The 24,433-nt window shown below is 71.4% G+C and carries 25 protein-coding genes; 12 read left to right on the top strand and 13 right to left on the bottom strand.

Annotated elements, in window-relative coordinates; translation table 11 throughout:
- The first annotated feature begins 96 nt into the window (after positions 1-96).
- Entirely contained in the window at positions 97-2,235 is a 2,139-nt protein-coding gene (locus ACFPCV_RS34475; protein WP_378061234.1) for a LamG-like jellyroll fold domain-containing protein, read from the top strand.
- Here ACFPCV_RS34475 and ACFPCV_RS34470 read toward each other — a convergent pair.
- The 3 genes from ACFPCV_RS34470 to ACFPCV_RS34460 all read right to left on the bottom strand — a co-directional run bounded on the left by ACFPCV_RS34470 (position 2,223) and on the right by ACFPCV_RS34460 (position 5,209).
- Entirely contained in the window at positions 2,223-3,299 is a 1,077-nt protein-coding gene (locus tag ACFPCV_RS34470; RefSeq protein ID WP_378061232.1) for an MFS transporter, read from the bottom strand. The genes ACFPCV_RS34475 and ACFPCV_RS34470 overlap by 13 nt on opposite strands.
- A gap of 49 nt (positions 3,300-3,348) precedes the next feature.
- Entirely contained in the window at positions 3,349-4,428 is a 1,080-nt protein-coding gene (locus tag ACFPCV_RS34465) for a carboxylate-amine ligase (protein ID WP_378061231.1), read from the bottom strand.
- Between the two features lie 121 nt (positions 4,429-4,549).
- On the bottom strand, positions 4,550-5,209 hold the full coding sequence (locus ACFPCV_RS34460; protein WP_378061230.1) for a hypothetical protein: 660 nt from the start codon (positions 5,207-5,209) through the stop codon (positions 4,550-4,552).
- A gap of 402 nt (positions 5,210-5,611) precedes the next feature.
- Here ACFPCV_RS34460 and ACFPCV_RS34455 point away from each other — a divergent pair, with 402 nt between their 5' ends.
- The 4 genes from ACFPCV_RS34455 to ACFPCV_RS34440 are packed head-to-tail and all read left to right on the top strand — an operon-like array spanning position 5,612 to position 10,034.
- On the top strand, positions 5,612-6,097 hold the full coding sequence (locus ACFPCV_RS34455) for a (2Fe-2S)-binding protein (protein WP_378061229.1): 486 nt from the start codon (positions 5,612-5,614) through the stop codon (positions 6,095-6,097).
- Positions 6,094-7,071: an FAD binding domain-containing protein gene (locus ACFPCV_RS34450; protein ID WP_378061228.1), complete on the top strand. Its 978-nt coding sequence runs from the start codon at positions 6,094-6,096 to the stop codon at positions 7,069-7,071. Before ACFPCV_RS34455 ends, ACFPCV_RS34450 begins: the two co-directional genes overlap by 4 nt.
- A gap of 33 nt (positions 7,072-7,104) precedes the next feature.
- Entirely contained in the window at positions 7,105-9,321 is a 2,217-nt protein-coding gene (locus tag ACFPCV_RS34445; protein WP_378061226.1) for a xanthine dehydrogenase family protein molybdopterin-binding subunit, read from the top strand.
- A 44-nt stretch (positions 9,322-9,365) separates the two neighbouring features.
- Positions 9,366-10,034: a TetR/AcrR family transcriptional regulator gene (locus ACFPCV_RS34440; RefSeq protein WP_378061225.1), complete on the top strand. Its 669-nt coding sequence runs from the start codon at positions 9,366-9,368 to the stop codon at positions 10,032-10,034.
- A gap of 2 nt (positions 10,035-10,036) precedes the next feature.
- Here ACFPCV_RS34440 and ACFPCV_RS34435 read toward each other — a convergent pair whose 3' ends face one another.
- Entirely contained in the window at positions 10,037-10,474 is a 438-nt protein-coding gene (locus ACFPCV_RS34435; RefSeq protein WP_378061224.1) for a MarR family winged helix-turn-helix transcriptional regulator, read from the bottom strand.
- 49 nt (positions 10,475-10,523) lie between these two features.
- Here ACFPCV_RS34435 and ACFPCV_RS34430 point away from each other — a divergent pair, with 49 nt between their 5' ends.
- Both ACFPCV_RS34430 and ACFPCV_RS34425 read left to right on the top strand, forming a co-directional pair.
- Positions 10,524-10,841, top strand: coding sequence for a hypothetical protein (locus tag ACFPCV_RS34430; protein ID WP_378061223.1), 318 nt, complete (start codon positions 10,524-10,526; stop codon positions 10,839-10,841).
- Between the two features lie 118 nt (positions 10,842-10,959).
- Entirely contained in the window at positions 10,960-11,904 is a 945-nt protein-coding gene (locus ACFPCV_RS34425) for an esterase/lipase family protein (RefSeq protein ID WP_378061222.1), read from the top strand.
- Between the two features lie 4 nt (positions 11,905-11,908).
- Here ACFPCV_RS34425 and ACFPCV_RS34420 read toward each other — a convergent pair whose 3' ends face one another.
- On the bottom strand, positions 11,909-12,862 hold the full coding sequence (locus ACFPCV_RS34420; RefSeq protein ID WP_378061293.1) for a D-2-hydroxyacid dehydrogenase family protein: 954 nt from the start codon (positions 12,860-12,862) through the stop codon (positions 11,909-11,911).
- 91 nt (positions 12,863-12,953) lie between these two features.
- Here ACFPCV_RS34420 and ACFPCV_RS34415 point away from each other — a divergent pair, with 91 nt between their 5' ends.
- Together ACFPCV_RS34415 and ACFPCV_RS34410 are read left to right on the top strand one after the other, a co-directional pair.
- Positions 12,954-13,553: an isochorismatase family protein gene (locus ACFPCV_RS34415; RefSeq protein ID WP_378061221.1), complete on the top strand. Its 600-nt coding sequence runs from the start codon at positions 12,954-12,956 to the stop codon at positions 13,551-13,553.
- Complete coding sequence (locus ACFPCV_RS34410) at positions 13,550-14,443, top strand: GlxA family transcriptional regulator (protein ID WP_378061220.1); 894 nt, start codon at positions 13,550-13,552, stop codon at positions 14,441-14,443. Before ACFPCV_RS34415 ends, ACFPCV_RS34410 begins: the two co-directional genes overlap by 4 nt.
- Positions 14,444-14,620: 177 nt before the next feature.
- Here the strand turns inward: ACFPCV_RS34410 and ACFPCV_RS34405 are convergent, their stop codons facing one another.
- A complete protein-coding gene (locus ACFPCV_RS34405) occupies positions 14,621-15,610 on the bottom strand; it encodes an aldo/keto reductase (RefSeq protein WP_378061218.1) in 990 nt (329 codons plus the stop codon).
- Positions 15,611-15,684: 74 nt separating this feature from the next.
- Here ACFPCV_RS34405 and ACFPCV_RS34400 point away from each other — a divergent pair, with 74 nt between their 5' ends.
- Positions 15,685-16,218, top strand: a complete 534-nt coding sequence (locus ACFPCV_RS34400; protein ID WP_378061216.1) for a GNAT family N-acetyltransferase — start codon at positions 15,685-15,687, stop codon at positions 16,216-16,218.
- A 118-nt stretch (positions 16,219-16,336) separates the two neighbouring features.
- Here ACFPCV_RS34400 and ACFPCV_RS34395 read toward each other — a convergent pair whose 3' ends face one another.
- The 5 genes from ACFPCV_RS34395 to ACFPCV_RS34375 form a co-directional block, all read right to left on the bottom strand.
- Entirely contained in the window at positions 16,337-16,795 is a 459-nt protein-coding gene (locus ACFPCV_RS34395) for a hypothetical protein (protein WP_378061215.1), read from the bottom strand.
- A complete protein-coding gene (locus ACFPCV_RS34390) occupies positions 16,693-16,980 on the bottom strand; it encodes a TetR/AcrR family transcriptional regulator (RefSeq protein WP_378061214.1) in 288 nt (95 codons plus the stop codon). The genes ACFPCV_RS34395 and ACFPCV_RS34390 overlap by 103 nt, the downstream gene beginning before the upstream one ends.
- Positions 16,981-17,245: 265 nt before the next feature.
- Positions 17,246-18,430: an MFS transporter gene (locus ACFPCV_RS34385; RefSeq protein ID WP_378061212.1), complete on the bottom strand. Its 1,185-nt coding sequence runs from the start codon at positions 18,428-18,430 to the stop codon at positions 17,246-17,248.
- A gap of 118 nt (positions 18,431-18,548) precedes the next feature.
- Entirely contained in the window at positions 18,549-21,023 is a 2,475-nt protein-coding gene (locus ACFPCV_RS34380) for an FtsX-like permease family protein (RefSeq protein ID WP_378061211.1), read from the bottom strand.
- The gene (locus ACFPCV_RS34375; RefSeq protein WP_378061291.1) at positions 21,023-21,760 is read right to left on the bottom strand and encodes an ABC transporter ATP-binding protein; all 738 of its coding nucleotides are present in this window, start codon (positions 21,758-21,760) and stop codon (positions 21,023-21,025) included. The genes ACFPCV_RS34380 and ACFPCV_RS34375 overlap by 1 nt, the downstream gene beginning before the upstream one ends.
- 101 nt (positions 21,761-21,861) lie before the next feature.
- Between ACFPCV_RS34375 and ACFPCV_RS34370 the strand changes: the two genes are divergently transcribed.
- Entirely contained in the window at positions 21,862-23,028 is a 1,167-nt protein-coding gene (locus ACFPCV_RS34370; protein WP_378061210.1) for a sensor histidine kinase, read from the top strand.
- Between the two features lie 81 nt (positions 23,029-23,109).
- On the opposite strand, the gene ACFPCV_RS34365 is transcribed toward ACFPCV_RS34370, so the two are convergent.
- Together ACFPCV_RS34365 and ACFPCV_RS34360 are read right to left on the bottom strand one after the other, a co-directional pair.
- Positions 23,110-23,523, bottom strand: coding sequence for an SRPBCC family protein (locus tag ACFPCV_RS34365; RefSeq protein ID WP_378061208.1), 414 nt, complete (start codon positions 23,521-23,523; stop codon positions 23,110-23,112).
- Positions 23,520-23,831, bottom strand: coding sequence for an ArsR/SmtB family transcription factor (locus ACFPCV_RS34360; RefSeq protein WP_378061207.1), 312 nt, complete (start codon positions 23,829-23,831; stop codon positions 23,520-23,522). The genes ACFPCV_RS34365 and ACFPCV_RS34360 overlap by 4 nt, the downstream gene beginning before the upstream one ends.
- Before the next feature lie 115 nt (positions 23,832-23,946).
- Here ACFPCV_RS34360 and ACFPCV_RS34355 point away from each other — a divergent pair, with 115 nt between their 5' ends.
- Positions 23,947-24,162 (top strand): antitoxin, encoded by a 216-nt coding sequence (locus ACFPCV_RS34355; RefSeq protein ID WP_378061206.1) that lies wholly within the window; start codon positions 23,947-23,949, stop codon positions 24,160-24,162.
- The last annotated feature ends 271 nt before the right edge of the window (positions 24,163-24,433 follow it).

The following is a 24,433-nucleotide window of genomic DNA, read 5'->3' as shown; positions in this document are numbered from 1 at the left end:
CCCCGGACTTCGCGCACGAACGACTTCCCGGCACCGACGCCGCGATCTACGCTCTGCTCTCGACGCTCTGATGTACGAGCCGCGAGGAGCAGCCCCATGAACCGACCCCTTACGGTGGCCGCCCTCGCGGCGCTCGCCATGGCCGTGGCAGGTCAGGCGAGCGCCGAGCCCGGCGTCGACCACGCACACGTGCCCGGCGGGCAGCGGTTCCTGACCGCGCCGACGGGTGCGCCCACCCTGTTCGACGCCGGGGTGACGGCCGCCGACGGCAGGCGGGCCGGCCGGTTGCTGCTGTCGTCGGCCGACGGGTCCCGGCAGTCCGCGGACGGCGGCACCACGTGGTCGTCGCTCGCCGGGACCGCGGGCACCCCGTTCCGGCTCGCGAACACGGCGGGTGACGTGGTCGCCGTCGACACCGACGGCGCCGCGTGCGGCGGCACCTGCTTCCGGTTCGCCCGCAAGCAGCTCACCCCGGGCGGCTGGGCCGCGGCGGGCACGGCGACCGTCACGTTCGCCCAGCCGGTCACGTCGGCCCGGTTCGGGCGCGGCGTCGTGCTGCTCGGCGACGGGAAGACGTTGCTGGCGGCCGTGTCCGGCGGGTCGTACGCGGCGGTCGTGGCGAGCACGGACGACGGCGTGACGTGGACGGAGACGGCACGCCCAGCCACCGGAGCGGGCTGGTCGGCGGCGAGCCTGTCCGCCACCGCCGACGGTGGGCTGATCGCCGCGCTCGGCAGGAACGAGGACCTGCGCGGCGAGGTGCCCGCGAACGTCGCCCTGTACACGGTGCGGGCACCGGCCCAGACCGGCACCGGGTGGGGCGCGCCGGTCCGGGTGGCCGCCGACTCCGGCACCGCGCCGTCGGTGACGCTGCTCGGCAACGGCGCGCTCGTCCTGTCGTCCGGCAGGCCGGACAACGTGCTGCGCTTCTCCTTCGACGGCAGGGGCGCGGCGTGGACCTCCCCGACGACCGTCTACCGCAACCACCCGACGACCGGCGGCGACGCGGACGGCTGGTACACGCCGGAAGGCGCGACCGCCAGGCCGCTGCGCCACCTCGGTTCCAGCGGGACGGTCGGCATCGCGCCGCTGGCGGGCAACCGGGTGCTGGTGACCGGCGACAACTGCGCGCCGGGGTGGGGTTGTCCCACCGATGCCGCGGTCGGCGGCTACCAGGTCGACTCGGTGCCCGCGCTGTGGAAGTCGGCCGTGGAGGTCGACACCGACCAGTGGGGCAAGGCCGACCTGGCGACCATGTTCCAGCGCGGTGAGCTCGCGGTGGTGAACACCCCGCTGTCCTGCTACGGCGACGCGTCCGGCTGCCGCCAGTCGCTCGCCGCGTACGCGTTCGACGGCGACCCGAGGGCCGATTCGAGTCTGGTGACCGCGAACCGGTCGGTCACGTTGCGGCTGCCGCGCGCGGTGCCAGTGACCGGGCTCGGCCTGCACGTGTGGCTGCAGGGCGCGGCCGACGTGCGGATCGAGACGTCGGTCGACGGGACCACGTGGGCCACCCCGCCACGCGCCGCCCGTGACGGCTTCCTGCGGCCGTTCAGCGCACCGGTCACCGCCAGGTACGTCCGGATCAGCGACCCGAACCCGGTCACCGACCCCTCGGCCGCGTTCCTGCACGAGATCGAGCTGTACACCGCGGCCGTGGGCTTCGAGCACGACTACCCCGGCCAGCCGCCACGCGGCAACGGCTGGGTCACCGCCAGCACCCTCGCGACCGTCGTGAACCAGGCGACCGTGCCGTCGGCGGAGCGGATCTCGTCCCGGTTCCTGCGCATCAAGGACGACACCACGACCCAGATCGGGCGCGCGACGTGGACGCACGCGGCGGCCACGTCGGTGACCGCCGAGTTCCGCTTCCTCGGCCACGGGACGACCAACAGGGGCCTGCTGTTCTCGTTGAAGGGCAGGAACGGCACGGCGGCCTCCACCCCGTACGGGTTCTGGCTGACCGGCGCGGGCAGGCTGCACTGGGCGAACTACAGCCAGAACCCGCCGTGGGGCACGGCGCTGAACCCGGCCGCGGTCGACATCGGCACGTGGCACACGGTGAAGCTGGTGGCCACGATGACGCAGGTACAGGTGTATCTGGACGGCGCACTCGTCGCCACCAGGCCGAAGTCGCAGGCCGCGACCACCATCGGCGCCATCGAGATCGGCTCGACCGGCACCGCGACCACCGGCGACGACTGGCTGATCGACGACGTCGCCTACACCTCCTGACGCTCCACGGCCCTGGCCCGCAACGCCACCACGATCCCGAGACACCCGGCCAGGGCCACCGCGACGAACAGGGGCAGCGCGAGCACGGACGTGGCCTCCAGCCCGAAGCCGATGAGCGCGGGCACCGCCGCGTTGCCGAGCATCGCGACGGTCAGCACGGCCGCGTTGACCCGTCGCGGATGCGGCAGTGTCCTGGCGATCCACGCGAGCGTCGCGGGGAAGATCGGTCCCGCGCACGCCCCCAGCAGCAGGAACCCGGCAGGCGCGCTGAAGTCGAACGCGATCACCGACAGACTCGCGCCGCAGGCCAGCAGTGCGGACACGATGAGCCGGGGCGGTGACCAGTTCCTGGTGACCAGCGGCACCAGCAGCCTGCCGCCCGCGAGTCCCAGCCAGAACAGCGACGTGAGCGCGGCAGCCGTGTCCGCGCTGTAGCCGTGCGCACGCAGGTGCGTCGCCTCCCAGCTGGACAGTCCGGTCTCGACACCCGCGTAGCAGAACAACATGGCGCAGAACAGGACCAGCGGCAGACTCATGCGCAGCCGTGCCCGCTCGACGGTCGTCTCGGCCGAGGGCACCGTCCACGGCAACGACACGAGCACGCCGACCGCCAGCACGGCGAACAGGACACCGCCGTGCGTCACGCTGATCAGCGCGGGCCCGGCCGCGGCGCCGAGACCGTAGGTGCCGTTGACGAGGTTGACGTACGTGAGCCCGCGCGCCGCCATCACCGTGTTGATGATGAGCACCAGACCGCCGAACCCCAGCCCCGCCACGGCGACCGCGAGCAGCGGCACCGGCCACCCGGCCGGTAGTGCGAGCAGCCCGAGCCCGGCGGGCAACAGCACTGCCGAGGTGACGTAGAGCGGCGGGCCCGCGAAGCGGTCGCTCAGCAGACCACCCACCGCGGTGCTCACGAGGGAGCCGCCGAAGAAGCCGGTGACGAGCAGTCCCGCGGTTCCCGCCGACAGGTCGTCGCGGTCACGCAGCAACGGGATCAGCGGTCCGAGGGTGGCCTGGAACAACCCGAGCAGCCCGAACACGACGGCACACCGAACGACCACCCGGGCTCCCCTCAAGCAACGCCGGAGCCGACGATACGTGCCGTCCTGCTCAGGTGGACCGGGTTGTGACGACCAATGCGTCCACGACGTCGGTCAGCTCGCCCCTGCGCTGATGGGCCGCCCGCTGCCGCGCGGCGCCGGTGCCCCGTTCACGCAGCCGCGCCACCCCGGCCTTGACGAACTCGAGGTCACCGCCCAGCACCGGGCTCAGGTGCTCGACCAGGTCGTCCACCTGGGACTGGACGGGCCCGAGCTCACCGGTGACCGGGTGCAGAGTCGCCCCGGTGAGCCCCTCCCGCGACGCCCGCCACAGGTTGGCCCGCAGGACCGCCTGCGGCAGCTCCGGCGGCGGTCCGCCCGTGTCGAGCGCACGGGCGACCAGACCGCGGACCATGGTGGCGAGCAGCACCGCGTCCTCCGGCACAGCGGCGACGTCGGCGATCCGGAACTCGAGTGTGGGATGGCGTTCGGACAGCCGGACGTCCCAGTAGATCATCGCGCGGTCCATGAGCGCACCGGCGCGGAGCATGGTGTCGACAGTGGCCTCGTACTCGTCGAGCCCCGAGAACATCGGCGGCGGGCCTGCTGAGGGCCAGCGCGACCACTCCTGGTAGCGCCAGCTCGCGTAGCCGGTGTCGGCGCCGTTGAACGGCGAGTTGACGGTGAGCGCGAGCAGCACCGGCAGCCACGGCCGCACCCGGTTGCTGACGACGACGCCGGTCTCCCGGTCCGGGATGGCGACGTGGACGTGGCAGCCGCACGTCGCGAGCGACCGCGCCGTGGCGCCGAACCACTGTGCCAACCGCAGGTACCTGGGGTTGGGCGTGATCTCCTGCTCCCCGGTCTCCGGAACCACGGGGCAGCCGCTCGGCAGCAGTCGCAGGCCACGCTTGCCCGCCGCGGCCGCCAGCTCACCACGCAGCCCGGTCAGCTGTTCGAGCACCTCTTCCGGTGTGCGGCAGATGTCCGACACGCCCTCGACCTGGCAGCGCTTCAGCTCCGGTTCGACCTCGCCATGCCCTTCCTCGGTGGCGTCGACGACCTCCGGCCCGAAACCCGAAAGCCTGCCGTCCTCGCCGACGAGCAGGAACTCCTCCTCGACCCCCATGGTGAGCTGCTCTGCTGTCACGACCGAAGGCGTACCCGAAAGGGTGACCGGACAAACGCAGAGGGCGGGCCCGCCGAAGCGGACCCGCCCTGTGCGCGGCTCAGAAATCTCAGTGGCTCATGCGTGGCTCAAACGATCTTGCTCAGGCCTTGCCGCGACGACGAACGACGAACAGCGCGGCCACACCGCCGGCAAGCAGCACGCCGCCGATGCCCAGCGGCAGCGCGACGCTGGCACCGGTCGCGGCCAGCGCCTCTTCCGGCGCCTCGGTGGTCGTGGTGACCGGCGCCGTGGTCGACACCGGCGGAGCCTCCGAGCTCGGCGGTGCCGGGGCCTCGGTGGTCGTGGTGGTGGTCGTCTCCGTCGGCGGGGTCGTCTCGGTCTCGGTCGGCGGCTCCGTCACCTCGACGCAGGCCTCGACCACGTGCTCCTCGGTGAAGGACCAGTTCTTCTTGTTGTCCTCCTCCACCGGGTCGTCCCACGCCACCACGTCGATCGTGAAGGTGTGCTTGACGTTGCCGGGGACCTTGAACTCTTCCTGGTACTCCACACCGAACTTGCCCTCGTGGAGGACCTCGCCGTTGTCGGTGATCTTGACCTTGTTGGGCTTCTTGTCTTTCTTGTTGTTGTAGGCCGTCAGGTCGACCGTCAGGGTGGTGGTGTCGCCCACACACTCGGCCGAGGACTTGTTCGTGTGCGCACCGGCCGTGCCGGCGAACCCGATCAGGCCGGTCGAGACGGTCGCGAGAACGACGCCGAGAGCCACGCCGAACCGGCGGCGTGGGGTGGAGTTGACTGCCAAGGATGCCTCCGGCTGCTACGTCAGGGCGAACGGGAAGCCGATGACTCCCGGGCTACCGCGAGTCGTCAGCCATAAAGTAGATGCGTAGGTTATCCACCCTTCCGAGTGGCGCTTCACCGGGTCCCTATACAGAAAGTGCTATCCGAGCACTACTCCATTCGCTCGATGGAGTTAGCCCGTCGGCTACACCTCCCCCATTCGAGAACAGCCGTCGGCCTCCGTCCCCCGTTGACGACCCGCGCCGTCCGACGACGGCCGATCGTCCATTTCACACAAACGAAGATCACGTCTCGCCATTTCCGATCTTGAACACCCGCCGCCACACAGCAGGCGTCCACCCGTTCGGGTTAACACAACACCGTTGCCTTGTTAAAACAACACCGTTGCCCTACGCTCGAATTCATGACCCACCTGGCCATGCGCATCAACGGCACCACCAGACCCGTCGACGTCGAACCGCGAGTGAGCCTTCTCGACACGCTGCGGGACCACATGGGCCTGACCGGCACGAAGAAGGGCTGCGACCAGGGCGCGTGCGGCGCCTGCACGGTGCTGGCCGACGGCGAACGAGTCCTGTCCTGCCTGGCGCTGGCCGTGCAGTACGAGCACCGCGAGATCACCACGATCGAGGGCGTGGACGACCCGTTACAGCAGGCGTTCGTACAGCACGACGGCCTCCAGTGCGGCTACTGCACCCCGGGCCAGATCTGCTCGGCCCTGGGCATGCTGGCCGAACACCGAGCCGGAATGCCGAGCGCGGCGACGAAGAACGTGGCGACCAACCCCCCACTCACCAGGTCCGAGATCCAGGAGCGCATGAGCGGCAACCTGTGCCGCTGCGGCGCGTACAACGGCATCGTGGCCGCGATCGAGGAGACAGCGAGATGAAGCCGTTCACGTACGTGAGAGCGGACTCGATCACCAGCGCCGTGAACACGATGGCAACCACCCCGGGCGCCAAGTTCCTCGGCGGCGGCACCAACCTGGTCGACCTGATCCGCGCAGGCGTGGAGCATCCGAACACGCTGATCGACATCACCCACCTCCCCCTGACCGGGATAGCGGAGCTTCCGACCGGAGCCGTACGCATAGGCGCACTGGCCAAGAACAGTCACGCGGCGGCACACCCGCTGATCAGAACCCGCTATCCGGTGGTCACCCAGGCGATCCTGGCAGGCGCGTCTGGCCAGCTACGCAACATGGCAACGGTGGGCGGCAACCTTCTGCAACGCACGAGGTGCCACTACTTCTACGACACGGCCACCCCATGCAACAAACGAACCCCGGGCGAAGGCTGTGCCGCACTGAACGGCTACAACAGAAACCACGCCGTACTGGGCACAAGCGACCACTGCATAGCGACCCACCCGTCCGACATGTGCGTGGCACTGACAGCCCTGGACGCGGTGGTGGAAACAGAAGGCCCGACGGGCAAGCGGAGGATCCCCGTCAGGGACTTCCACCAACCCCCTGGCGACACCCCCGACGTCGAAACCGCCCTGCGACCCGGCGAACTGATCACAGCGGTAGAACTCCCACCCCTGCCCGCCGCGAAGAACTCCCGCTACCGCAAAGTCCGCGACAGAGCGTCATACGCCTTCGCGCTGGTCTCGACAGCGGTAGCGCTGACAGTGGAAGACGGCCGAGTAGGAGACGTCCACATAGCACTGGGCGGCGTAGCCACCCACCCATGGCGAGCCCAGACCGCGGAGACAGCCCTGAAGGGCGCCCCCGCGACGGAAGCCACGTTCCGCGAGGCAGCGGAAGCAGAACTGTCCACGGCGATCACCCGCCCGGACAACGACTTCAAGGTCCCACTGGCCATACGCACGTTGACGGCGACGTTGGCCGGTCTGGTCTAGCCCCCAAGTACCAACACGACGAGGAGCCCGCCAATGACGCAAGCCCCAACTCGCCCAACGCAGCGCATCCTCGGTGAGCCCCTCGACCGGGTCGACGGTCACGTCAAAACCACCGGCGCCGCGCAGTTCTCCGGCGAGTACCCCTACCCCCACCTCGCCCACGCGGTCCTCGTCCACGCCACCGTCGCCCGCGCACGCATCGTCCGCATCGACACCGCAGGCGCCTCGGCCCTTCCCGGGGTCCTGGCCGTCGTCACCCACCACAACGCGCCCCGCATGCGGCCGCCGCCCAAACCCACCCCTCTCAACCTCCCCACGCTCGCTGCCGGCACGTCCGTCAACTACCTCAACACCGACGAGGTCCACTGGAACGGTCAGCCGGTCGCGGTCGTCGTGGCCGAGACACTCGACGCCGCCCGGGAGGCGGCTCGGCTCGTCGACGTCAGCTACGAAGAACTGCCCTCGGTCGTCGACTTCGGGCAGGAGGTGCCCAACGCCGTGCCGCAGAAAACCGATCTCCTGTCCGAAGGCGGTGGCAAGAAAGGCGACGCCGTCGCCGCGCTGGCTGCCGCCGACGTGGCCGTCGACCTCCGGTTCTCCACGCCCATGCACCACCACAACGCGCTCGAGCCGCACACCACCACCGCCTCCTGGGACGGCGACACCCTCACCGTGCACGACGGGACCCAGAACATCGACTGGACCCGGCGGCATCTCGCCCAGCGGTTCACGCTTCCGCTCGACAACGTGCGGGTGGTGGCCGCCTTTGTCGGTGGGGCGTTCGGCGGTAAGGCCAACGTCTGGGCAGGCACCGTCATCGCCGTGGTCGCCGCGAAGGCGACCGGGCGGCCGGTGCGGCTCGCGCTCAGCCGGGAAGCGGTCTACCGCACCGTCGGCGGGCGGACCCCGTCCACGCAACGGGTCGCGCTCGGGGCCGACCTCGACGGGCAGTTGACCGCACTGATCCACACCAGCGTCACGCAGACCGGGCGGGTTGGTGGGTTACCAGAGCAGGTGGTGTCCCAGTCACGGCATCTGTACGACGCTGCCAACATTTTCGTCCAGCAGCACCAGCTCACGCTCGACTCGGTCTCGAACGCCGTGATGCGTGCCCCCGGGGAGTCGATCGGCTCGTTCGCGCTCGAAGCCGCCATGGACGAGCTTGCCTGCCGGCTCGGCCTCGACCCCGTCGAGCTGCGCATGCGCAACGAACCCGACCGCGACCCCCTGGGCGGCAGGCTTTTCGGTCGACGCGGGTTGCGGGAGGCCTACGCGCGGGGCGCCGAACGGTTCCGGTGGGCCGACCGCAGCCCCGAGCCCCGGTCCATGCGGGACGGTCGGTGGCTCGTCGGCATGGGTGTCGCGTCCGCCTACCACCCCGCCTGGGAGCTCCCCGCCAGCGTCACGATGCGGGTGTCCGCCGACGGGGACGTGCTGGTGCGGTGCGGCTTCCACGAGATGGGCATGGGGTCGGCCACCGCCTTCGCGCAGGTCACCGCGCACGCCCTGCGGGTTCCCGTCGACTCGGTGCGGATCGAGTACGGCGACAGCGCCCTGCCCGCCGGGCCCGGTGCGGGTGGGTCCGCGCAGACCGCGAGTGTCTCCCGCGCCATCCTCGACGCCGTCGCGCGTCTCAGGAAGGACCTTGCCTCGCTCGCGCGGCGCAACGACATGTCGCCCGGCGAGTCGCCCGCCGCGATCCTCGGCCGGGCCGGGCGGGCGCATCTCCAGGTGGCGGTCGGCGCTGACCGTGGGATCGGGCGGCTGGCCGGGCAGGTGCGGTTCATGACCCGGTTCGTCCGCGAACGCCGGAAATACATGAAAGCCGCGTGCGGGGCCCAGTTCTGCGAGGTGCGTGTGGACGGTGACACCGGCGAGGTCCGGGTCACCCGCTGGCTCGGGGTGTTCGACATCGGCACCGTCGTCAACGCCAAGACCGCCGCCAGTCAACTGCGGGGCGGCATCGTCATGGGCATCGGTGCGGCACTCGGGGAGGAGACGCTCGTCGACCGCGACACCGGGCGGATCGTCAACGCCAACCTCGCCGAATACCACGTGCCCGTGCACGCCGACGTGCCGCGCATCGACATCGAATGCCTCGGTGACCCCGACCCGACCATGCCGCTGGGTGTGCTCGGCGCGGGTGAGGTCGGCATCGTCGGGGTGGCCGGGGCCATCACCAACGCCGTGCACCACGCCACCGGCCGGCGCGTCCGTGAACTGCCCATCACTCTCGACAAGCTGCTGTGAGGACACTGCGCGTGCTCCGCCTGTGCCGTGGCTACGGTATGTCCATGGCGCGCGACGACGACTTCCAGCGGGCGCGCCGCCCCGAGCAGAAACGGCAACGCGAAGCCGCCATCCTCGAGGCGGCGCGGCGGCTCGGCCTGCGTGACGGCGTGCGCAACATCAGCCTCGCCGACATCGCCGCCGACGTCGGCATGCACAAGACCGCGCTGTTGCGGTACTTCGGCACCCGCGAGGAGATCTACCTCCACATCGCCACCGAGGCGTGGCAGGAATGGGCGCACACTCTGTCGGCCACCATCGAGGAACTGGCACCCGGCGATGTTCGCGGGATCGCGACCGCGTTCGCGACCAGCCTCGACGAACGTCCCCTGCTGTGCGACCTGTTCACGCACGCACCGCTCAACCTCGAACGCAACGTGTCGCTCACCGCGGTGGTCACCTTCAAGCTCGCCGCCATCACCGGGGTCAAGATCCTCACCGACGCCGTCCGCACGGTCCTGCCCGAACTGACCGAGGACGACGGCAACGAACTGCTCGTCGGCATCACCACCCTCGCCGCGGGCCTGTGGCAGCTCGGGCACCCGCCGCCCAACGTCGCCAAGCTCTACGTCGAACATCCCGCGATGTCCCACACCGCCATCGAGTTCGTCTCCGCCATCACCCGCCTCACCGAGACGCTGACCTTGGGGCTGCTGGCCAAACGAGCCCGCTGACCTCAGTCCCGCAACGCGCCGACGAGCTTGCGGAGCACCCCTCGCGCCGCCGCCAGCTCGTCGGCCGTCACCCCCGCCCTCGCCAGCACGGCGGCCCGGTTGTCCGCGGAACGCGCGAACAGCTCGTCGACCGTCGTCCTGCCCAGTTCGGTCAACCGCATCAGCGGCGATCGGACGTGGTCCGGGTTGTCCACCGGCTCCAGATGACCACTCGCCACCAGATCGGCCACCACCCGCTGCACGCTCTGCGGCGCCAGCCCCAGCCGTCGCGCCGCCGACGGCACCGTCCTCGCACCGTCCGACACCACGCTCAGCACATGCCACCGCGCCGCCGTCTGCCCCACGGACCTGGCCAGATCCTCACTGGTCCGCCGGGACACCCCGGCCAGCTCGTACACGTCCGCGATCAACAGCCGGTACGACTCCACCGCCTCATCCATGACGACAGTGTACTGTCACATCAACAGCACACTGTCATGAGGAGTCGTCATGATCATCCGCGCCTGGAACGGCTGGGCCACCACCGAGAACGCGGCGGCCTACGAGGAACTGCTGAACGGCACGATCGCCCCCGGCATCATCGCCCGCGGCCTCCCCGGCCTGCACGACCTGGCCGTCCTGCGCCGCGTCGGGCACGAGACACCGGGCCACTTCCGCACGTTGATGACCTTCGACGACTGGGCCGCTGTCGAGACGTTCGCGGGCCCGGACGCGGCCGCATCGGTCGTCCCGCCCGCGGCCAGAGCACTGCTCGCACGACACGACGCGCACTCACAACACTTCGAGCTGCTGCACCGCCACCGCTGACCGCCACCGCACCAGCCGCAGTCAACGGCGCACAGTTCCGTCACCCGAATCTGTACTCCGATGACAACCTTCGCGTGTTCCCCTTCCCGAGGCCGGTGGGACCACTCATCATCGGCCCATGATGCTCCGTCGCGCACTGTCCACAGTGGCTTTGACCATTGCCGTCGCGGGCTCGGCGCTCGCGGGCGGCACCCCCGCCGCGGCCGATCCCGACCCGGGCCCGGAACTGCACAGCTTCGTCGCGGCGTTCGGCTACTCCATCACCCGCCCCGACCTCGACCCGCCCGGCGCCAACGACTGGTCGTGCCGTCCCAGCGCGAGACACCCGCGGCCCGTCGTGCTCGTCCACGGCACCTGGGAGAACCGCTACAACAACTTCGCACAGCTGTCCCCCGCGCTCAAACGGGACGGCTACTGCGTATTCGCACTGAACTACGGGGACACCGACGACAACCTGCTGAGCCAGCCCGAGTTCGTCAAGGGCAACGGCGACATCCGCACCTCGGCCAAGGAGCTCGCCGCGTTCGTCGACCGGGTCCGTGCCGCGACCGGCACCGCCAAGGTCGACATCGTCGGCCACTCGCAGGGCGGCATGATGCCGCGGCAGTACCTGCGCTTCGAAGGTGGCGCGGAGGAGGTCGCGACGCTCGTGACCCTCGGCGCGACACACCACGGCACCACGCTGTCCGGCATCGGCACGTTCGCGAGAACGCTGGGGTTGCTGGGTTTCACGCCACCGATCCTCGGCAGGGCGGCCGAGCAGCAGGTGGTCGGCTCCGACTTCCTGACCACACTCAACGCGGGCGGTGACACCGTGCCCGGCGTGTCCTATGTGGTGATCGCGACCCGCTACGACGAGGTGACGACGCCCTACCGGTCGACGTTCCTCACCGCGGGCCCCGGCGCGACAGTCAAGAACATCACCCTGCAGGACGGTTGCCCCATCGACCTGTCCGACCACCTGTCGATGACGTACTCGTGGCGCGCCGTCGGGTACGTGCGCCGGGCCCTCGACCCGGCCGCGCCGCCCGCCCCGTGCCTGCCCAACGCACCGGTCGTCTAGCGGGCTAGGAGATCACCCGGACCGGCTCGCCCGCGAGGAACGCCTCGATGTCCTCGACCGTCTCCCGGAAGTAGTCCGCGTAGTTCTCGCGGGTCACGTACCCGAGGTGCGGGGTGGCGAGCAGGTTCGGCAGGCCACGCAACGGGTCGTCGGCCGGCAGTGGTTCGGTGGCGAACACGTCCACCGCCGCGCCGGCGATCCTCCTGTGCCGCAGGGCGGCCAGCAGCGCGGCCTGGTCGACGACGGCCGCCCGCGACGTGTTGACGAGGTAGGCGCTGGGCCGCAGGTGTGCCAGCGCGTCGGCGTCGACGAGGCCACGGGTGCGGTCGCTCAGCACGACGTGCACGGACACGATGTCGCTCGCGGTCATCAGCTCCGGCAGCGACCCGGCGAGGGTGGCCCCCGCCGCCGTCGCGCGCTCCGCGGTGAGGTTCTGGCTCCACGCCAGCACGTCCATGCCGAACGCCCGCGCCACCGTCGCCATCCGCGACCCGATCTGGCCGAGCCCGACCAGCCCGAGCGTGGCGCCGGCGAGGTTGGTCCCGATCGTGCTCTGCCACGGCCCGCCCGCGTGGAACGCCGCGTTCTCGACGGCGACGTTGCGCACCAGCCCGAGGATCAGCGCCCACGTCAGCTCGACGGTCGACGCCTTGCTGCTGGTCGTGCCGCACACGACGACCCCGGCCCGCGCGGCGGCGGCGAGGTCGACCGAGGCGTTGCGCATGCCGGAGGTGACGAGCAGCCGCAGCTTCGGCAACCGCTCGATCAGTGCCGCGGGGAACGGCGTGCGCTCCCGCATGATCACCACGATGTCGAAGTCGGCGAGCCCGGCGGCCACCGCGTCCTCGCCGCCGAGGTGCTCGCGGAACACCGTCACGTCGACCCGGCCGTCGAGCCGGCCCCAGCCGGCCATCGACAGCACGACACCCTGGTAGTCGTCCAGCACGGCACAGCGCAGCTTCACCCGGCAAGTATCGCTGACCGGATCGTTCCGCACCCTGGCGGGATGATGCCTTCCCGCCATCCGGTGGCCGGACGAGTCTGTGCGCATGAGCAGAGCACTGATCGTGATCGACGTCCAGGAGTCCTTCCGGCAGCGGGAGGTCTGGCGGACGACGAACAACCCGGACCTCACCGACGACGTGAACGCCCTGGTCCGCGCGGCCCGCGCGGACGGTGACCTCGTCGTGTGGGTGCTGCACGCCGAGCCGGGCACGGGCGGGGTGTTCGACCCGGTCAACGGGCACGTCCACCTGATGCCGGAGCTGGACCACCGCGACGGCGAGCCGCTGCTGGTCAAGACGTCGATCAACGCGTTCACCACGACGAACCTCGCGCAACTGCTCACCCAGCGCGGCGTGCGGGAGCTGCGGGTGTGCGGGATCCGGGCCGAGCAGTGCGTGGAGACGACCACGCGGGTCGGGACCGACCTCGGCTACGACATGACATACGTGGTGGACGCGACCGCGTCGTTCGCGACGGCGCACCCCGACGCGCCCGCGGACCGCACGGTCGACGAGGTGCTGGCGGACCCGCGCACCAAACGGGCCGACGAGATCGTCGCGCACACGGCGTTCATCCTGGCGGCCCGCGGCTTCGCGAAGGTCGCGACGGTGGCCGAGCTGGCGGGTACGCTGACCGGATCGTGACCAGAGTCGTGTTCGTCCTCGCGCCGGGGGTGCACCTGCTGGACCTGGCGGGCCCGGCGCAGGTGTTCCACAACGACCTCCTCGACTACGAGCTGCACTGGGTGGCCGAGGAGGTCGAGGTGGCGAGCGCGCAGGGCCTGCCGGTCCGCGCGGAGACGACGTGGCCGGCCATGGCCGACGACGACCTGGTGGTGGTGCCTGGCTGGCGGTCACCGTCACTGGCGTCGACGTTCGCGCTCGGCCGCGCCACCCTCGACCGGCTCCGCACCCATCACGAGGCGGGCGGCATGGTGGTGAGCGTGTGCGCCGGCGCCGACGCGCTGGGCCGCGCGGGCCTGCTCGACGGCAGACGGTGCACGACGCACCACGACCTGCAGGACGAACTGGCCACGCGCCACCCGAGAGCGACGGTGGTGCGCGACGTGCTGTACGTCGTCGACGACCGCGTGGCGACCTCGGCGGGCATCGCGAGCGGCATCGACCTGGCACTGCACCTGGTCGCGACCCGCCACGGCCCGGCGACCGCGGCGAAGGTCGCCAGGTCGATGGTCGTGTACGCCCGCCGCAACGGCGACGAGCTACAGGCGAGCGCCATGCTGCGCCACCGCTCCCATGTGGACGAGACCGTCCACCGCGTCCAGGACCTGATCGACGCGCGCTTCTCGGCGCGGCTACCGCTGACCACGCTGGCGGCGAAGGCGGGTGTGAGCCCGAGAACGGTGACCCGCCTGTTCGGCCGCGCGACGGGCCTCACCCCACTCCGCTACCAGCACCTGCTACGCCTCGAACGAGCCGAACACCTGATCGGCCACGGCGCGACCATCGAGTCGGCGGCAAGAGCAGTCGGCTTCGAGGACGCCCGCATGCTCCGCCGCCTGCGCGCCCGCTGACCAGCGAGTTGTCCACAACCGAGGTGGTTGTCCACAGTTGGGCTTGCGGGGCTTGCTTTGTCGATGGGTACCGGTAGACTGGCATGGCGGGACGCCCCCGGGTTCGGGTGGGGGTCGCCTTGGCGGCGTGGCGCTGTCCCGAAAGCGCCTTTCGGGACAGCGGCGGGCGTCTGAGCGTCAGTGTTCGCTGTCCAGGTGGGCCAGTTGTGCCTCCGCGTAGCGGGCGCCTGCGGCCGCGTCCTGGGGGATCGCCTTCTCGATCGCTTCGCGGTCCGCCGTGGACAGTCGCAGGTCCAGTGCACCGAGCGACTCCGACAGCCTCGCCCTGGTGCGGGCGCCCACCAGCGGCACGATGTCCGCGCCCTGGGAAGTCACCCACGCGATCGCCACCTGCGCGACGGTCACCCCGCGCTCGTCGGCCACCTGGCGCAACGCCTCCACCAGTGCCAAATTCTGCTCGAGGTTCTCGCCCTGGAACCTGGGGCTGACGCCGCGGAAGTCGCCGGAGGTCAGTGCGCGGTCCCGCGTCCAGTGGCCGCTCAGCAGCCCGCGCGACAGGACGCCGTAGGCCGTGATCGCGGTTCCCAGCTCCCGTGCGGCGGGCAGGATCTCCGTCTCCACTCCTCGGGACAGCAGTGAGTACTCGATCTGCAGGTCCACGATCGGGTGCACGGCGGCGGCACGGCGGAGGGTCCCGGCGCCGACCTCCGACAGCCCGATGTGGCGGATGTGGCCCGCCTCGACGAGTTCCGCCAGTGCGCCGACCGTGTCCTCGATGGGCACGGCCGGGTCCAGGCGGGCGGGGCGGTAGATGTCGATGTGGTCGGTGCCGAGCCTGCGGAGGCTGTACGCGACGAAGTTCTTGATCGCGGCCGGGCGGTTGTCCTGGCCGAGCCAGCCGCCGTCCGGGCCGCGGAGGGCGCCGAACTTGACGCTGATCACCACGTGGTCGCGGTCGATCGTGCGCAGTGCCTCGCGCAGCAGCAGTTCGTTGTGGCCCATGCCGTAGAAGTCGCCGGTGTCGAGCAGTGTGATCCCGGCCGCCACCGCGGCGTGGATGGTGGCGACCGACTCCTTCTCGTCGGCCGGGCCGTACAGGTCCGACATGCCCATCAGGCCCAGACCCAGGTTGGACACGGCCGGACCGGTGCTGCCTAGCGTCGTCATCCCTTGCTCCTTTCATCGCTAACACAATCACGTTAGCACTGATATCACCTTTGTGCGTGAGTAGTGTCGGAGGTATGAGCGAAGAGCTGACGACCGAGCGGCTCGTGGTGCGGGAATGGCGGCTCGACGACGCCGCCGCGGCGCTCGCGATCTACGGCACCGAGAAGGTCATCCGCTGGCTGACCCCCGCCATGGGCCAGGTCGCCGACGAGGCGGCGATGCGGGTGGTGCTGCAGGCGTGGATCGAGGCGCAGCAGAACATGCCGGACCCGCGTGGCCGGTGGGCGATCGAGCGCCGCGCGGACGGCGAGGTCGTCGGCGGCCTGGGCATCCGGCTGCTGCCACCGTACAAAGAGGACCTCGAGCTGAGCTGGCAGCTGCGGCCGGACGCGTGGGGCCACGGCTACGCCGCGGAAGGCGGCCGGGCACTCGCCGCGTGGGCGTTCACCCAGGAGATCGACGAGCTGTTCGCGGTCGCCCGGCCGACCAACACGCGTGCGGTCGCGACCGCCAAGCGCATCGGGATGACGTGGGTCGGCGAGACCGACAAGTACTACAACCTGCGCCTGCAGGTGTTCCGCATCCGCCCGAGCGACCTGGCGACGTGACGCGGCACGCCCGTTGACACGCGCCGTGACCGTGGTCCACCTGTCTCACGGAAAGGGCGGGCACGGCCACAGCACATGAGCACCGCCGCGTGGCGGAGCGGTGCGGGCGAGCCAGACGTCAGCGGGCCGAGGCCGCGCGGTGGAGCCACTCACGCAGCAGTGTTCGTTCCCCTGCCGTGAAGCCGCCGGGTTCGACGTCCAGCGCGGCGAGGAAACCCACCGCCATCGCGGCCAGCCCGCCGCCGGCCAGCGGCTGGGCCGTGTCGGTGACCACCGCGCCCGTCAGCGTGTCCCGCAGCTGGTCGGACCACCCGGAGTCCCGGTCACCGGCCAGCAGGCTCAGCGTGGCGCCGACGTTCGCCGCCACCAACTGCTTCGCGGCCAGCTCCGGCGCGGTGCGCAGCCTGCCCTGGCGGGCGATCTCGTTCAGCAGGGCGGTCAGCAGCTTCTCGGCGGTCGGGATGAGCGTGCTCGTCAGCGCGTAGTGGTTCGGGTTCGCCAGGCCGAAGCGGACATGGTGGTCCCAGCTCGCGCGCAGTGTCGCGACCGGGTCGGCGTCCGGCGCCAGGGCCAGCATGTGGTGGTGAACCGGTCCTCGACGACAGCGGCGAGCAGGCCCTGTTTGTTGCCGAAGTAGTGGTACAGCGTCGGTGCCTGCACGCCGGCGCGCTCGCAGATCGCGCGGGTCGACACCTCCGGCGACGCCGTCAGCAGCTCGGTGGCCGCGGTCAGCAGCCGGTCACGCGTCGGGGCGTCCGTCATGGGACCAAGATAGTCAGACGACGAGGATCCCGGTCACTGGTTCGTCCGCGCAGTGGGAGCGCGCGTTGACGGCGTGGCAATGCCCTGAAAGGCGCGTTCAGGGCGCTCAGCGCCCTGAACGGCCCATTCAGGACATTCGTTGTGCCGTGAACGCGCCTTCACGGCATCGGCCCGCCCCGTCGGGCGCCCGCAGGGTGTGGGGGTCGTGCCTGATGACGGGTTCGTACACCAAGCCACTTCACATGATCTTCACGGAATCAATCGTCTAGTGACCTCTGGTCGCGTAGCGCCTGCGGCCCAGGGTGGCGGTGACGACGAGCGGCACGCTGACGGCGAGCGTGATCGCGAACATCGTCGTGAACCGGCCGGCGTCGACCATCGAGCCGAAGACCGCGGCACCGACCGCGCTGCCGGTGAACAGCATGGTGGCGAACAGCGACACGGCCGTCGCGCGGTAACCGGGGGCCATGTCGGTCGCCCACGTCTGCAGCGTGGAGTGCATGAACGCCCACCCGCCGCCCAGCAGCACGGTCGCGACGACCACGGCGACGGCGCCGTGGTCGATCACCAGCAGCACGTACGCCAGCACCGCCGAGCTGCCGCCGAACAGGATCAGCATGGCGGGCGCCACCTTCGCGGTCCGCCCCTTCACGACCCGCGCGAACACCAGCACCGATGCCCCGTACGCGGCCGTGAGCAGGCCGGACAGCGTGACCGACAGCCCGGACGCGTGCAGCACGACCGGCAGGAACGTCAGCGGGCCGAGCAGCACGAGACCTTCCGCGAGCACCAGCGTCAGCACGAGCAGCGCGGTCCGGTTGCCGAGCACGCCCTTGAGCGAGGACCACACCCGCGGCGGCGGGCCAAGCTCCGGCTCGACCATGCGGCCCATGAACAGCGCCAGCACCCCGGCCACCACGGCGGTCAACGCGAACGCCACGCGCCAGCTCGCGAAGTCGGCGATGATCCCGGCCCCGACGGTGGCCATGGTCATGCCGACGGCCGAGCTGGTCATGAGGTCCGTGAGCGGCGCCTGCCGCACCTTCACCGGCACGGTGTCACCGATGTAGACGAGCGCTCCCGGGATCGCGGCGGCCATGCACGCACCGGTGACGCCGCGTGCGACCACCAGCCACAGGATGTCGGGCACGGCCGCCGACGCGAGCCCGCCGACCATCGCGAGCAGCAACGCGAGCCGCATGGTCCGCACCCGGCCGAACCGGTCGGACACCATGGCCCACAGGATCTGCGCGACTCCGTAGCAGAGCAGGTACGCGGCGGCGGCCACGCTGACCGCCTCGACCGACCGGTCCATCTCGGCCGCGATCACCACCAGCATCGGCGCGATCATCAGCCGGTCGAACTGCGAGGTGAACGAGCCGACCTGGAGGAGCCGGAGCGACCGGGCGTCCGCGGTGGCGGCCGTGCCCTGCTCCACGTCGTTCGACATCCCCGCTCCTCGTCGCCTCCGTTCAGTCAAACTCCGGGGGCGGGGTGGAAACCAGATGCGACCGCCGTGTCACTGGTCACGTGCGAGGCCGGTGCGCCCCGACCCGAGGCCGGTGCGATCAGGCGATCGCCGTGATCGGCCGGGCACGCAACGCGAGCCTGGTCGGCACGCCGATCGCGAGCAGCCCCAGCAGCGCGGTGCCGCCGACGATGCCGAGGTACGCGAGCGGCTCGACCACCGGGACGGGCGAGCCTGTCATCCCGACGGCGACCCCCACCAGCGGCGGGACCGCGGCGAGCGACCCGACGACCACCGCGATGGCGATGACGATCAGCGACTCGATCAGCGTCATGCGCCGCACCTGCCGGTCGCCGGTGCCGACCAGCCGCAGCAGCGCGAACTCCCGCGACCGCGCGGCCGTCGCCATCACGAGCGTGTTCACCACGGCGATCGCGACGTAGCCGAGGATCACGAACAACGCGATCAGGTTCACCCACGAGTTGGCGTCCCGCTCGGCCTGTCCCGCGGCGGCGAGCGCCGTCCGGTCGGCCACGACGACCCCCTGGATCGCCGCCAGGGACCGCGCCGCGGCCCCGGAGTCGGCCGCGTCGACCAGGATCGACTGGTCCAGCCTGCTCGTGGTGTGCGCGATCAGCACGTCGTGCGGCAACGTCACGTCACCGAAGCCGAGGCCGCGCTGGTAGGTCGCGACAAGCGTCGGTCTGACCACCGCACCGTCGCCGAGGCGCAGCTCGAGTTCGTCGCCGATGCCGACGCCGACGGTCTCGGCGGCCATGGTGGACAGTGCGACCGTGTCGTCCCGCAGGGACTCCATGCTGCCCTCGCGTGGCACCAGGTCGAGGGTGTTCGCGAGGCCCTCGGGGTCGACACCCTGTGCCGCGAGCGCGGCGGTCTCCGGCTGCCCCGCCATGGTGTGTTTCACGAACACCTGGCTGCGCACCACCGGCGTCACCCCGGCGACCCCGGCCGCGGCGCGCACCCGGTCGGTGACCGACGGCGCGAGCCCGGACGGCGCGGTCACCACGAAGTCCGCCACCACGCCCCGGTCCGCCTGGTCCCGCGCCTCGGCGTCCACTGTGGACCGCAGGAAGACCTGCACCGAGGCGAGCGTCACCGCCAGCACGAGCGGGGTCACGGCGACGGCGAGCCGCCGGGCGCTCGCGGTCACGTTCGCCACCGCCAGGTACCCGCCGACCGGCGACATCCTGCGCAGCGGGCCACCGGCCAGCCGGATCGCCACCGCCACGAGCCTGGGCCCCAGCAACGCGATCCCCACCACCATCAGCAACGCGGACCCACCGGCACCGGCCACCCCGATCTCACCGGGCAGGAACACCGGCAGCACGGCCGCGCCCGTCCCCAACGCGAGCGCCACCACCCCCGCCAGCACGCGGGCCCGCCCGACCGGCTTCGCGTCGACCGCCGACTCCCGCAGCGCGTCGACCGGCTGGATCCGCGCCACCCGCCGGGCAGCGACCCAGCCCGCGATCCGCGCGGTGCCGAGGCACAACACGATCGCGGCGACGGCGGGCGCCGGGCCGAGCGCCAGCCCGAAGTCGGCGGGCAGCGTGCCGACGGCCGCGAACGCCGACCGCAGCCCGTAGGCCAGCGCGTAGCCGGGGAGCACGCCGAGCACCGCGGCGATGCCCGCCACCAGCAGGATCTCGGCGCCGACCATCCGGTGCACCTGACGGGGTGTCGCCGCGACCGCCCGCAGCAGCGCGAACTCCCTGCGCCGCTGCTGCACGGACAGCGCGAGCGTGCTCGCCACCACCATCATCGCGATCATGATCGCGGTGCCCGCGAACGACAGCGACAGCACGACCAGCTGCGACCGGACCTGCCCGACGTCCAGGAACTCCACGTCCCCGCGGGCGTCACCGGTGTAGGTGACAACACCCGGCACCGCGGCGCTGATCCGCGCCGCCAGCTCGTCCGCGTCGACGCCCGGCTCCGCGAGCACGCCGACGGCGTCGACCTGCTCGGGCCTGCCGAACAGCTCGCCCGCCTGCTCGTCGGTGAAGAACAACGCCGCCGCGCGGGAATGCGCCTGCCCGGTCACGCCCGTGACGGTGAACGTCCTCGGCACGGCGCCGAGCGCGATCTCGACCTCGTCACCGGCCTCCGCACCCGTCCGCGCGGCGAGCGCACTGTCCAGCACGACCCCGTCGGTGCGCGGCCGCTCCCCGTCCCGCAGGGAGAACGGCGCCAGCTCGGCAGAACCCCAGCCGTGCGCCCCGGCCGGCACGCCGCCGACGGTGACCGGCACGGTGATGTCGCCGACCGCCTTCGCCACCCCTGGCACGGCGGCGACCTTCTCGAGCGTCTCCACCGGCAGCGGCACCCGCTCGCGGTAGGGCTGGTCGAGATCCTCGGCGACCTGGATCGCCTGCCGCGCGCCGACCACGACCGGCGCGCCCGCGTACCGCTGCGGCGGCACCCCGGCCCGCAGCCCCGACTCGAACAGCACCCCGAGCCCGGTCAGCAGCGCCGCCGCGGCCAGCACCGCGACGAACACGCCGACGAACGGGCCCTTCCGGTGGCGGATGGTGGCCTTCGCGTGGTCGAACATCACCACTCCCCCAGCCGTGTCATGCGCTCGGCGACGACCTCGGGCGAGGGCTGGTGCAGCTCGTCGGCGAGGCGGCCGTCGGCGAGGAAGACCACCCGGTCCGCGTAGGACGCGGCCACCGGGTCGTGGGTCACCATCAGCACGGTCTGCCCGAATCGGGACACCACCGTCCGCAGCAGGCCGAGCACCTGCCTGCCGGTGCGCGTGTCGAGCGCGCCGGTCGGCTCGTCGGCGAACATCACGTCCGGGCGGGTGACCAGTGCGCGGGCGATCGCCACCCGCTGCTGCTGGCCGCCGGACAGCAAGCTGGGCAGGTGCGTGAGCCGGTCGCCGAGCCCCACGTTCGCGACGACCTCGCGCAGCCAGTCCCGCTCGACCGCGCGGCCGGCGAGGCGCAGCGGGAGCGTGATGTTCTGCTCGACCGTGAGCGCGGGCAGCAGGTTGTACGCCTGGAAGACGAACCCGACGCGCTCGCGGCGCAGCGCGGTCAGCGCGGTCTCCTTGAGGCCGGACAGGTCGGTGTCGCCGAGCCACACACCGCCGGACGTCGGCCGGTCCAGCCCGGCCGCGCAGTGCAGGAAGGTGCTCTTGCCGGACCCGGACGGGCCCATCACCGCGGTGAAGCTCCCCCGCGCCAGCGCGACGCTGACCTGGTCGAGCGCGGTCACCGCCGCGTCCCCCCGACCGTACACTTTGGACACGTCGGCGAGCCGTACCGCGGTCGCCCCGGAGATCATGGTTTCGGACACGTGGTCAAACCTAGGAACTCCCGGCCGCGCGCACGATGCAGCCAGGTACCGGATTCACGGTACAGCTGGCTATACCTCATCCTTGTGACATGCGGAAACGGGTCGCGGCGGTCTGGGTGGCCGCGCGGTACCTGCTCGTCGGCGCCCTCACGGGGCTCGTGTCGCTGTTCCTGCTGCCGGTGCTGCTGGTGCTGCTCGTCGTGGTCCGGCCGACCGCGCTGCGCCGGCTGCACGACTGGGCACAGCGCGAACGCACCCGGGTCGCCGCGTTCCTCGGCAGGCCGATCCCGGAGCCCGCACCGCCGCAGCGGCTGCCGGACGCCAGGGGCGACCTCGCGTGGCTCGTGGTGCACGGCCTCACCGGCCCGGTCCTCGGCGTACTGGGGATCATGTTCCCCGGGGCCGCGCTCAACGCGGTGCTGGTGCCGTTCTACTGGTGGGCGGTGCCCGAGAACGACCCGGTCACGTCGCCGTACCCGGTGACGTCGTGGACCGGCGCGGCGTTCATGCCGCTGATCGCGGCCGGGTACGCGCTGATCGCGCTGTTGTTCACGCCGTGGCTCGCGCGGCTGCAGTCCCGGGTGCTCGGCGCGCTGCTGTCCCCACCGCCTGGTGCCCAGCTGGCGCTGCGGGTCGCCGAGCTGACCGCGTCCCGCGCCGCGGCACTGGAGGCGCACGGCGCCGAGCTGCGGCGGATCGAACGGGACCTGCACGACGGCACGCAGAACAAGCTCGTGGCGGTCGCCATGCACCTCGGCATCATCGAGCGGGCACTGCGCCGCGACCCGGCCGGCGCGCTGCCGCTGGTGCTCAAGGCGCAGGACGCGACGAGCGACGCGCTGGCCGGGCTGCGCGGGGTGGTCCGCAGCATCTACCCGCCGGTGCTGAGCGAACGGGGGCTCGACGGCGCGGTCGCGGGCATCGTCGCGAGCTGCGGGGTGCCGTGCTCGCTGTCGGTGGCGGACCTGCCGCGCGCACCCGCCGCGGTCGAGTCGGCGGCGTACTTCGTGGTGGCGGAGGCACTGACGAACGTGGTCAAGCACTCCGGCGCCACCCGCTGCGAGGTGCGGCTGTCCGGCACCGACCACCTGGTGCTGGCGGTGTGGGACGACGGGCACGGCGGCGCGGACGAGGAGCGCGGCACCGGCCTCGTCGGCATCCGGCGGCGGGTGGCCGCGTTCGACGGGACGATGACGCTCGACAGCCCCGTCGGCGGGCCGACCACCCTGCGGGTGACGCTGCCACGCGGTGCCTAGTGGTGCCCTCCGGTGTGGGGCCAGGCGCTACGCGCCGCCCGCGGAGCGGGGCCGACCGGCTCCACGAGGCGGGCACACGGGTCAGGAGGCGGCGACCTCCTCCAGTTCCCGCGCCAGCCTGGGCAGCACCGACCCCGCCCAGCCACGGGACATGTTCGTGAACGACTTCTGGTGCCCCGGGTCGTCGAGGTCGAACCCGCCGTGCTCAAGGAAGAGCCGCGTGCCGGTCCCCTCTGCGACGAGCCGCCACGTGATCGTCCAGTCCACGCCGCCCTCGCCGAACGTGTAGCTCAGCAGCCGCTCGTCGTCGACCTCGGTCACCGTGCACGGCTGCCTGCCCCAGCCGCCCATGTCGAGGGTGAACCGGTGCCCGACCTCCGGGCGGATGTCACCGGCCGCCCACCAGCGGGCGAGCCGGTCGGGCTCGGTCAGCATCCGCCACACCTTCGCGGGTGGCTGCGCGAGGAACTGGTCGACGTGGATCGTCTCGGTCATTCTTCCTCCGTCATGATCTCGGACAGCGTGCGCATGCGGTCACGCCAGTAGCGCTCGAACGGGTGCAGCCACTCGCTCACCGCGGCGAGCGGCTCGGCCGTGAGGTGGTAGTGCCGCTCACGGCCACGAACCTCCTCGCGCACGAGCTCCGCGCGCCGCAACACCTGCAGGTGCTCGGAAACCGCGGGTCGCGACAGCTCGAACTGCGCGGCGAGGGCACCAGCGGTCCGCGAACCGTCGCGCAGCAGCTCCAGCAGCCGCCGCCGCACCGGGTTGGCCATGGCGGTGAACAGTCGGTCATCCAGCACGCACGCCAAGATACGTCGGATATTTCCGACATGTCAACTATCCCCGACACGTTTGGGGAACTCCACCCGGTGGGTACTCCGTTGACCGGGTACGTGACGACGGAAAGGACGTGCCATGCCACTCATGAGGAGACTGACCGCACTGGCCGGGACCGCAGCCGCGGCGCGCACCTATGCCCGCCGCAACCCGGACAAGGTGAACAAGATCGCGGCGAAGGCAGGCCAGTTCGTCGACAAGCGCACCAAGGGCAAGTATCACCACCAGATCGACAACGCGGTGCGCAAGGTCAACACCATCACGGGCAAGCCACCGCGCCCTGGCAAACACTGAGTCACGTCGAACGGGGCCGGCGCGATCGCGCCGGCCCCGTTCGACGTACGGCCGATTCCGTGAAGATCATGTGAAGTGGCTTTGGCGTACGAACCCGTCATCAGGCACGACCCCCACACCCCTGCGGGCGCCCGACGGGGCGGGCCGATGCCGTGAAGGCCACGGCACAACAAGTGCCGTCAATGGGCCATTCAGGACGCCCAGTGCCCTGGCTCGAAAATCGGGGGTGATCAGGGCGTGGGGCAGCGCCCTGGCTGAGCGGAGCGAGGTC

Source organism: Actinophytocola glycyrrhizae, assembly GCF_042653545.1.
In the GTDB taxonomy this organism is placed as follows: domain Bacteria; phylum Actinomycetota; class Actinomycetes; order Mycobacteriales; family Pseudonocardiaceae; genus Actinophytocola; species Actinophytocola glycyrrhizae.
Note: the sequence above shows the minus strand (reverse complement) of the source record. Positions and strands in the feature narration are given on the sequence as shown.

What these genes read in the sequence shown, in the direction of transcription:
- ACFPCV_RS34450 (WP_378061228.1), top strand. Translation starts at nt 6,094, where the DNA reads ATGAAGCCGTTCACGTACGTGAGAGCGGACTCGATCACCAGCGCCGTG.
- ACFPCV_RS34435 (WP_378061224.1), bottom strand. Translation starts at nt 10,474, where the DNA reads ATGGATGAGGCGGTGGAGTCGTACCGGCTGTTGATCGCGGACGTGTAC.
- ACFPCV_RS34475 (WP_378061234.1), top strand. Translation starts at nt 97, where the DNA reads ATGAACCGACCCCTTACGGTGGCCGCCCTCGCGGCGCTCGCCATGGCC.
- ACFPCV_RS34355 (WP_378061206.1), top strand. Translation starts at nt 23,947, where the DNA reads ATGCCACTCATGAGGAGACTGACCGCACTGGCCGGGACCGCAGCCGCG.
- ACFPCV_RS34380 (WP_378061211.1), bottom strand. Translation starts at nt 21,023, where the DNA reads ATGTTCGACCACGCGAAGGCCACCATCCGCCACCGGAAGGGCCCGTTC.
- ACFPCV_RS34445 (WP_378061226.1), top strand. Translation starts at nt 7,105, where the DNA reads ATGACGCAAGCCCCAACTCGCCCAACGCAGCGCATCCTCGGTGAGCCC.
- ACFPCV_RS34405 (WP_378061218.1), bottom strand. Translation starts at nt 15,610, where the DNA reads ATGACGACGCTAGGCAGCACCGGTCCGGCCGTGTCCAACCTGGGTCTG.
- ACFPCV_RS34370 (WP_378061210.1), top strand. Translation starts at nt 21,862, where the DNA reads ATGCGGAAACGGGTCGCGGCGGTCTGGGTGGCCGCGCGGTACCTGCTC.
- ACFPCV_RS34390 (WP_378061214.1), bottom strand. Translation starts at nt 16,980, where the DNA reads ATGACGGACGCCCCGACGCGTGACCGGCTGCTGACCGCGGCCACCGAG.
- ACFPCV_RS34395 (WP_378061215.1), bottom strand. Translation starts at nt 16,795, where the DNA reads ATGCTGGCCCTGGCGCCGGACGCCGACCCGGTCGCGACACTGCGCGCG.
- ACFPCV_RS34455 (WP_378061229.1), top strand. Translation starts at nt 5,612, where the DNA reads ATGACCCACCTGGCCATGCGCATCAACGGCACCACCAGACCCGTCGAC.
- ACFPCV_RS34425 (WP_378061222.1), top strand. Translation starts at nt 10,960, where the DNA reads ATGATGCTCCGTCGCGCACTGTCCACAGTGGCTTTGACCATTGCCGTC.
- ACFPCV_RS34385 (WP_378061212.1), bottom strand. Translation starts at nt 18,430, where the DNA reads ATGTCGAACGACGTGGAGCAGGGCACGGCCGCCACCGCGGACGCCCGG.
- ACFPCV_RS34415 (WP_378061221.1), top strand. Translation starts at nt 12,954, where the DNA reads ATGAGCAGAGCACTGATCGTGATCGACGTCCAGGAGTCCTTCCGGCAG.
- ACFPCV_RS34375 (WP_378061291.1), bottom strand. Translation starts at nt 21,760, where the DNA reads ATGATCTCCGGGGCGACCGCGGTACGGCTCGCCGACGTGTCCAAAGTG.
- ACFPCV_RS34440 (WP_378061225.1), top strand. Translation starts at nt 9,366, where the DNA reads ATGGCGCGCGACGACGACTTCCAGCGGGCGCGCCGCCCCGAGCAGAAA.
- ACFPCV_RS34400 (WP_378061216.1), top strand. Translation starts at nt 15,685, where the DNA reads ATGAGCGAAGAGCTGACGACCGAGCGGCTCGTGGTGCGGGAATGGCGG.
- ACFPCV_RS34430 (WP_378061223.1), top strand. Translation starts at nt 10,524, where the DNA reads ATGATCATCCGCGCCTGGAACGGCTGGGCCACCACCGAGAACGCGGCG.
- ACFPCV_RS34365 (WP_378061208.1), bottom strand. Translation starts at nt 23,523, where the DNA reads ATGACCGAGACGATCCACGTCGACCAGTTCCTCGCGCAGCCACCCGCG.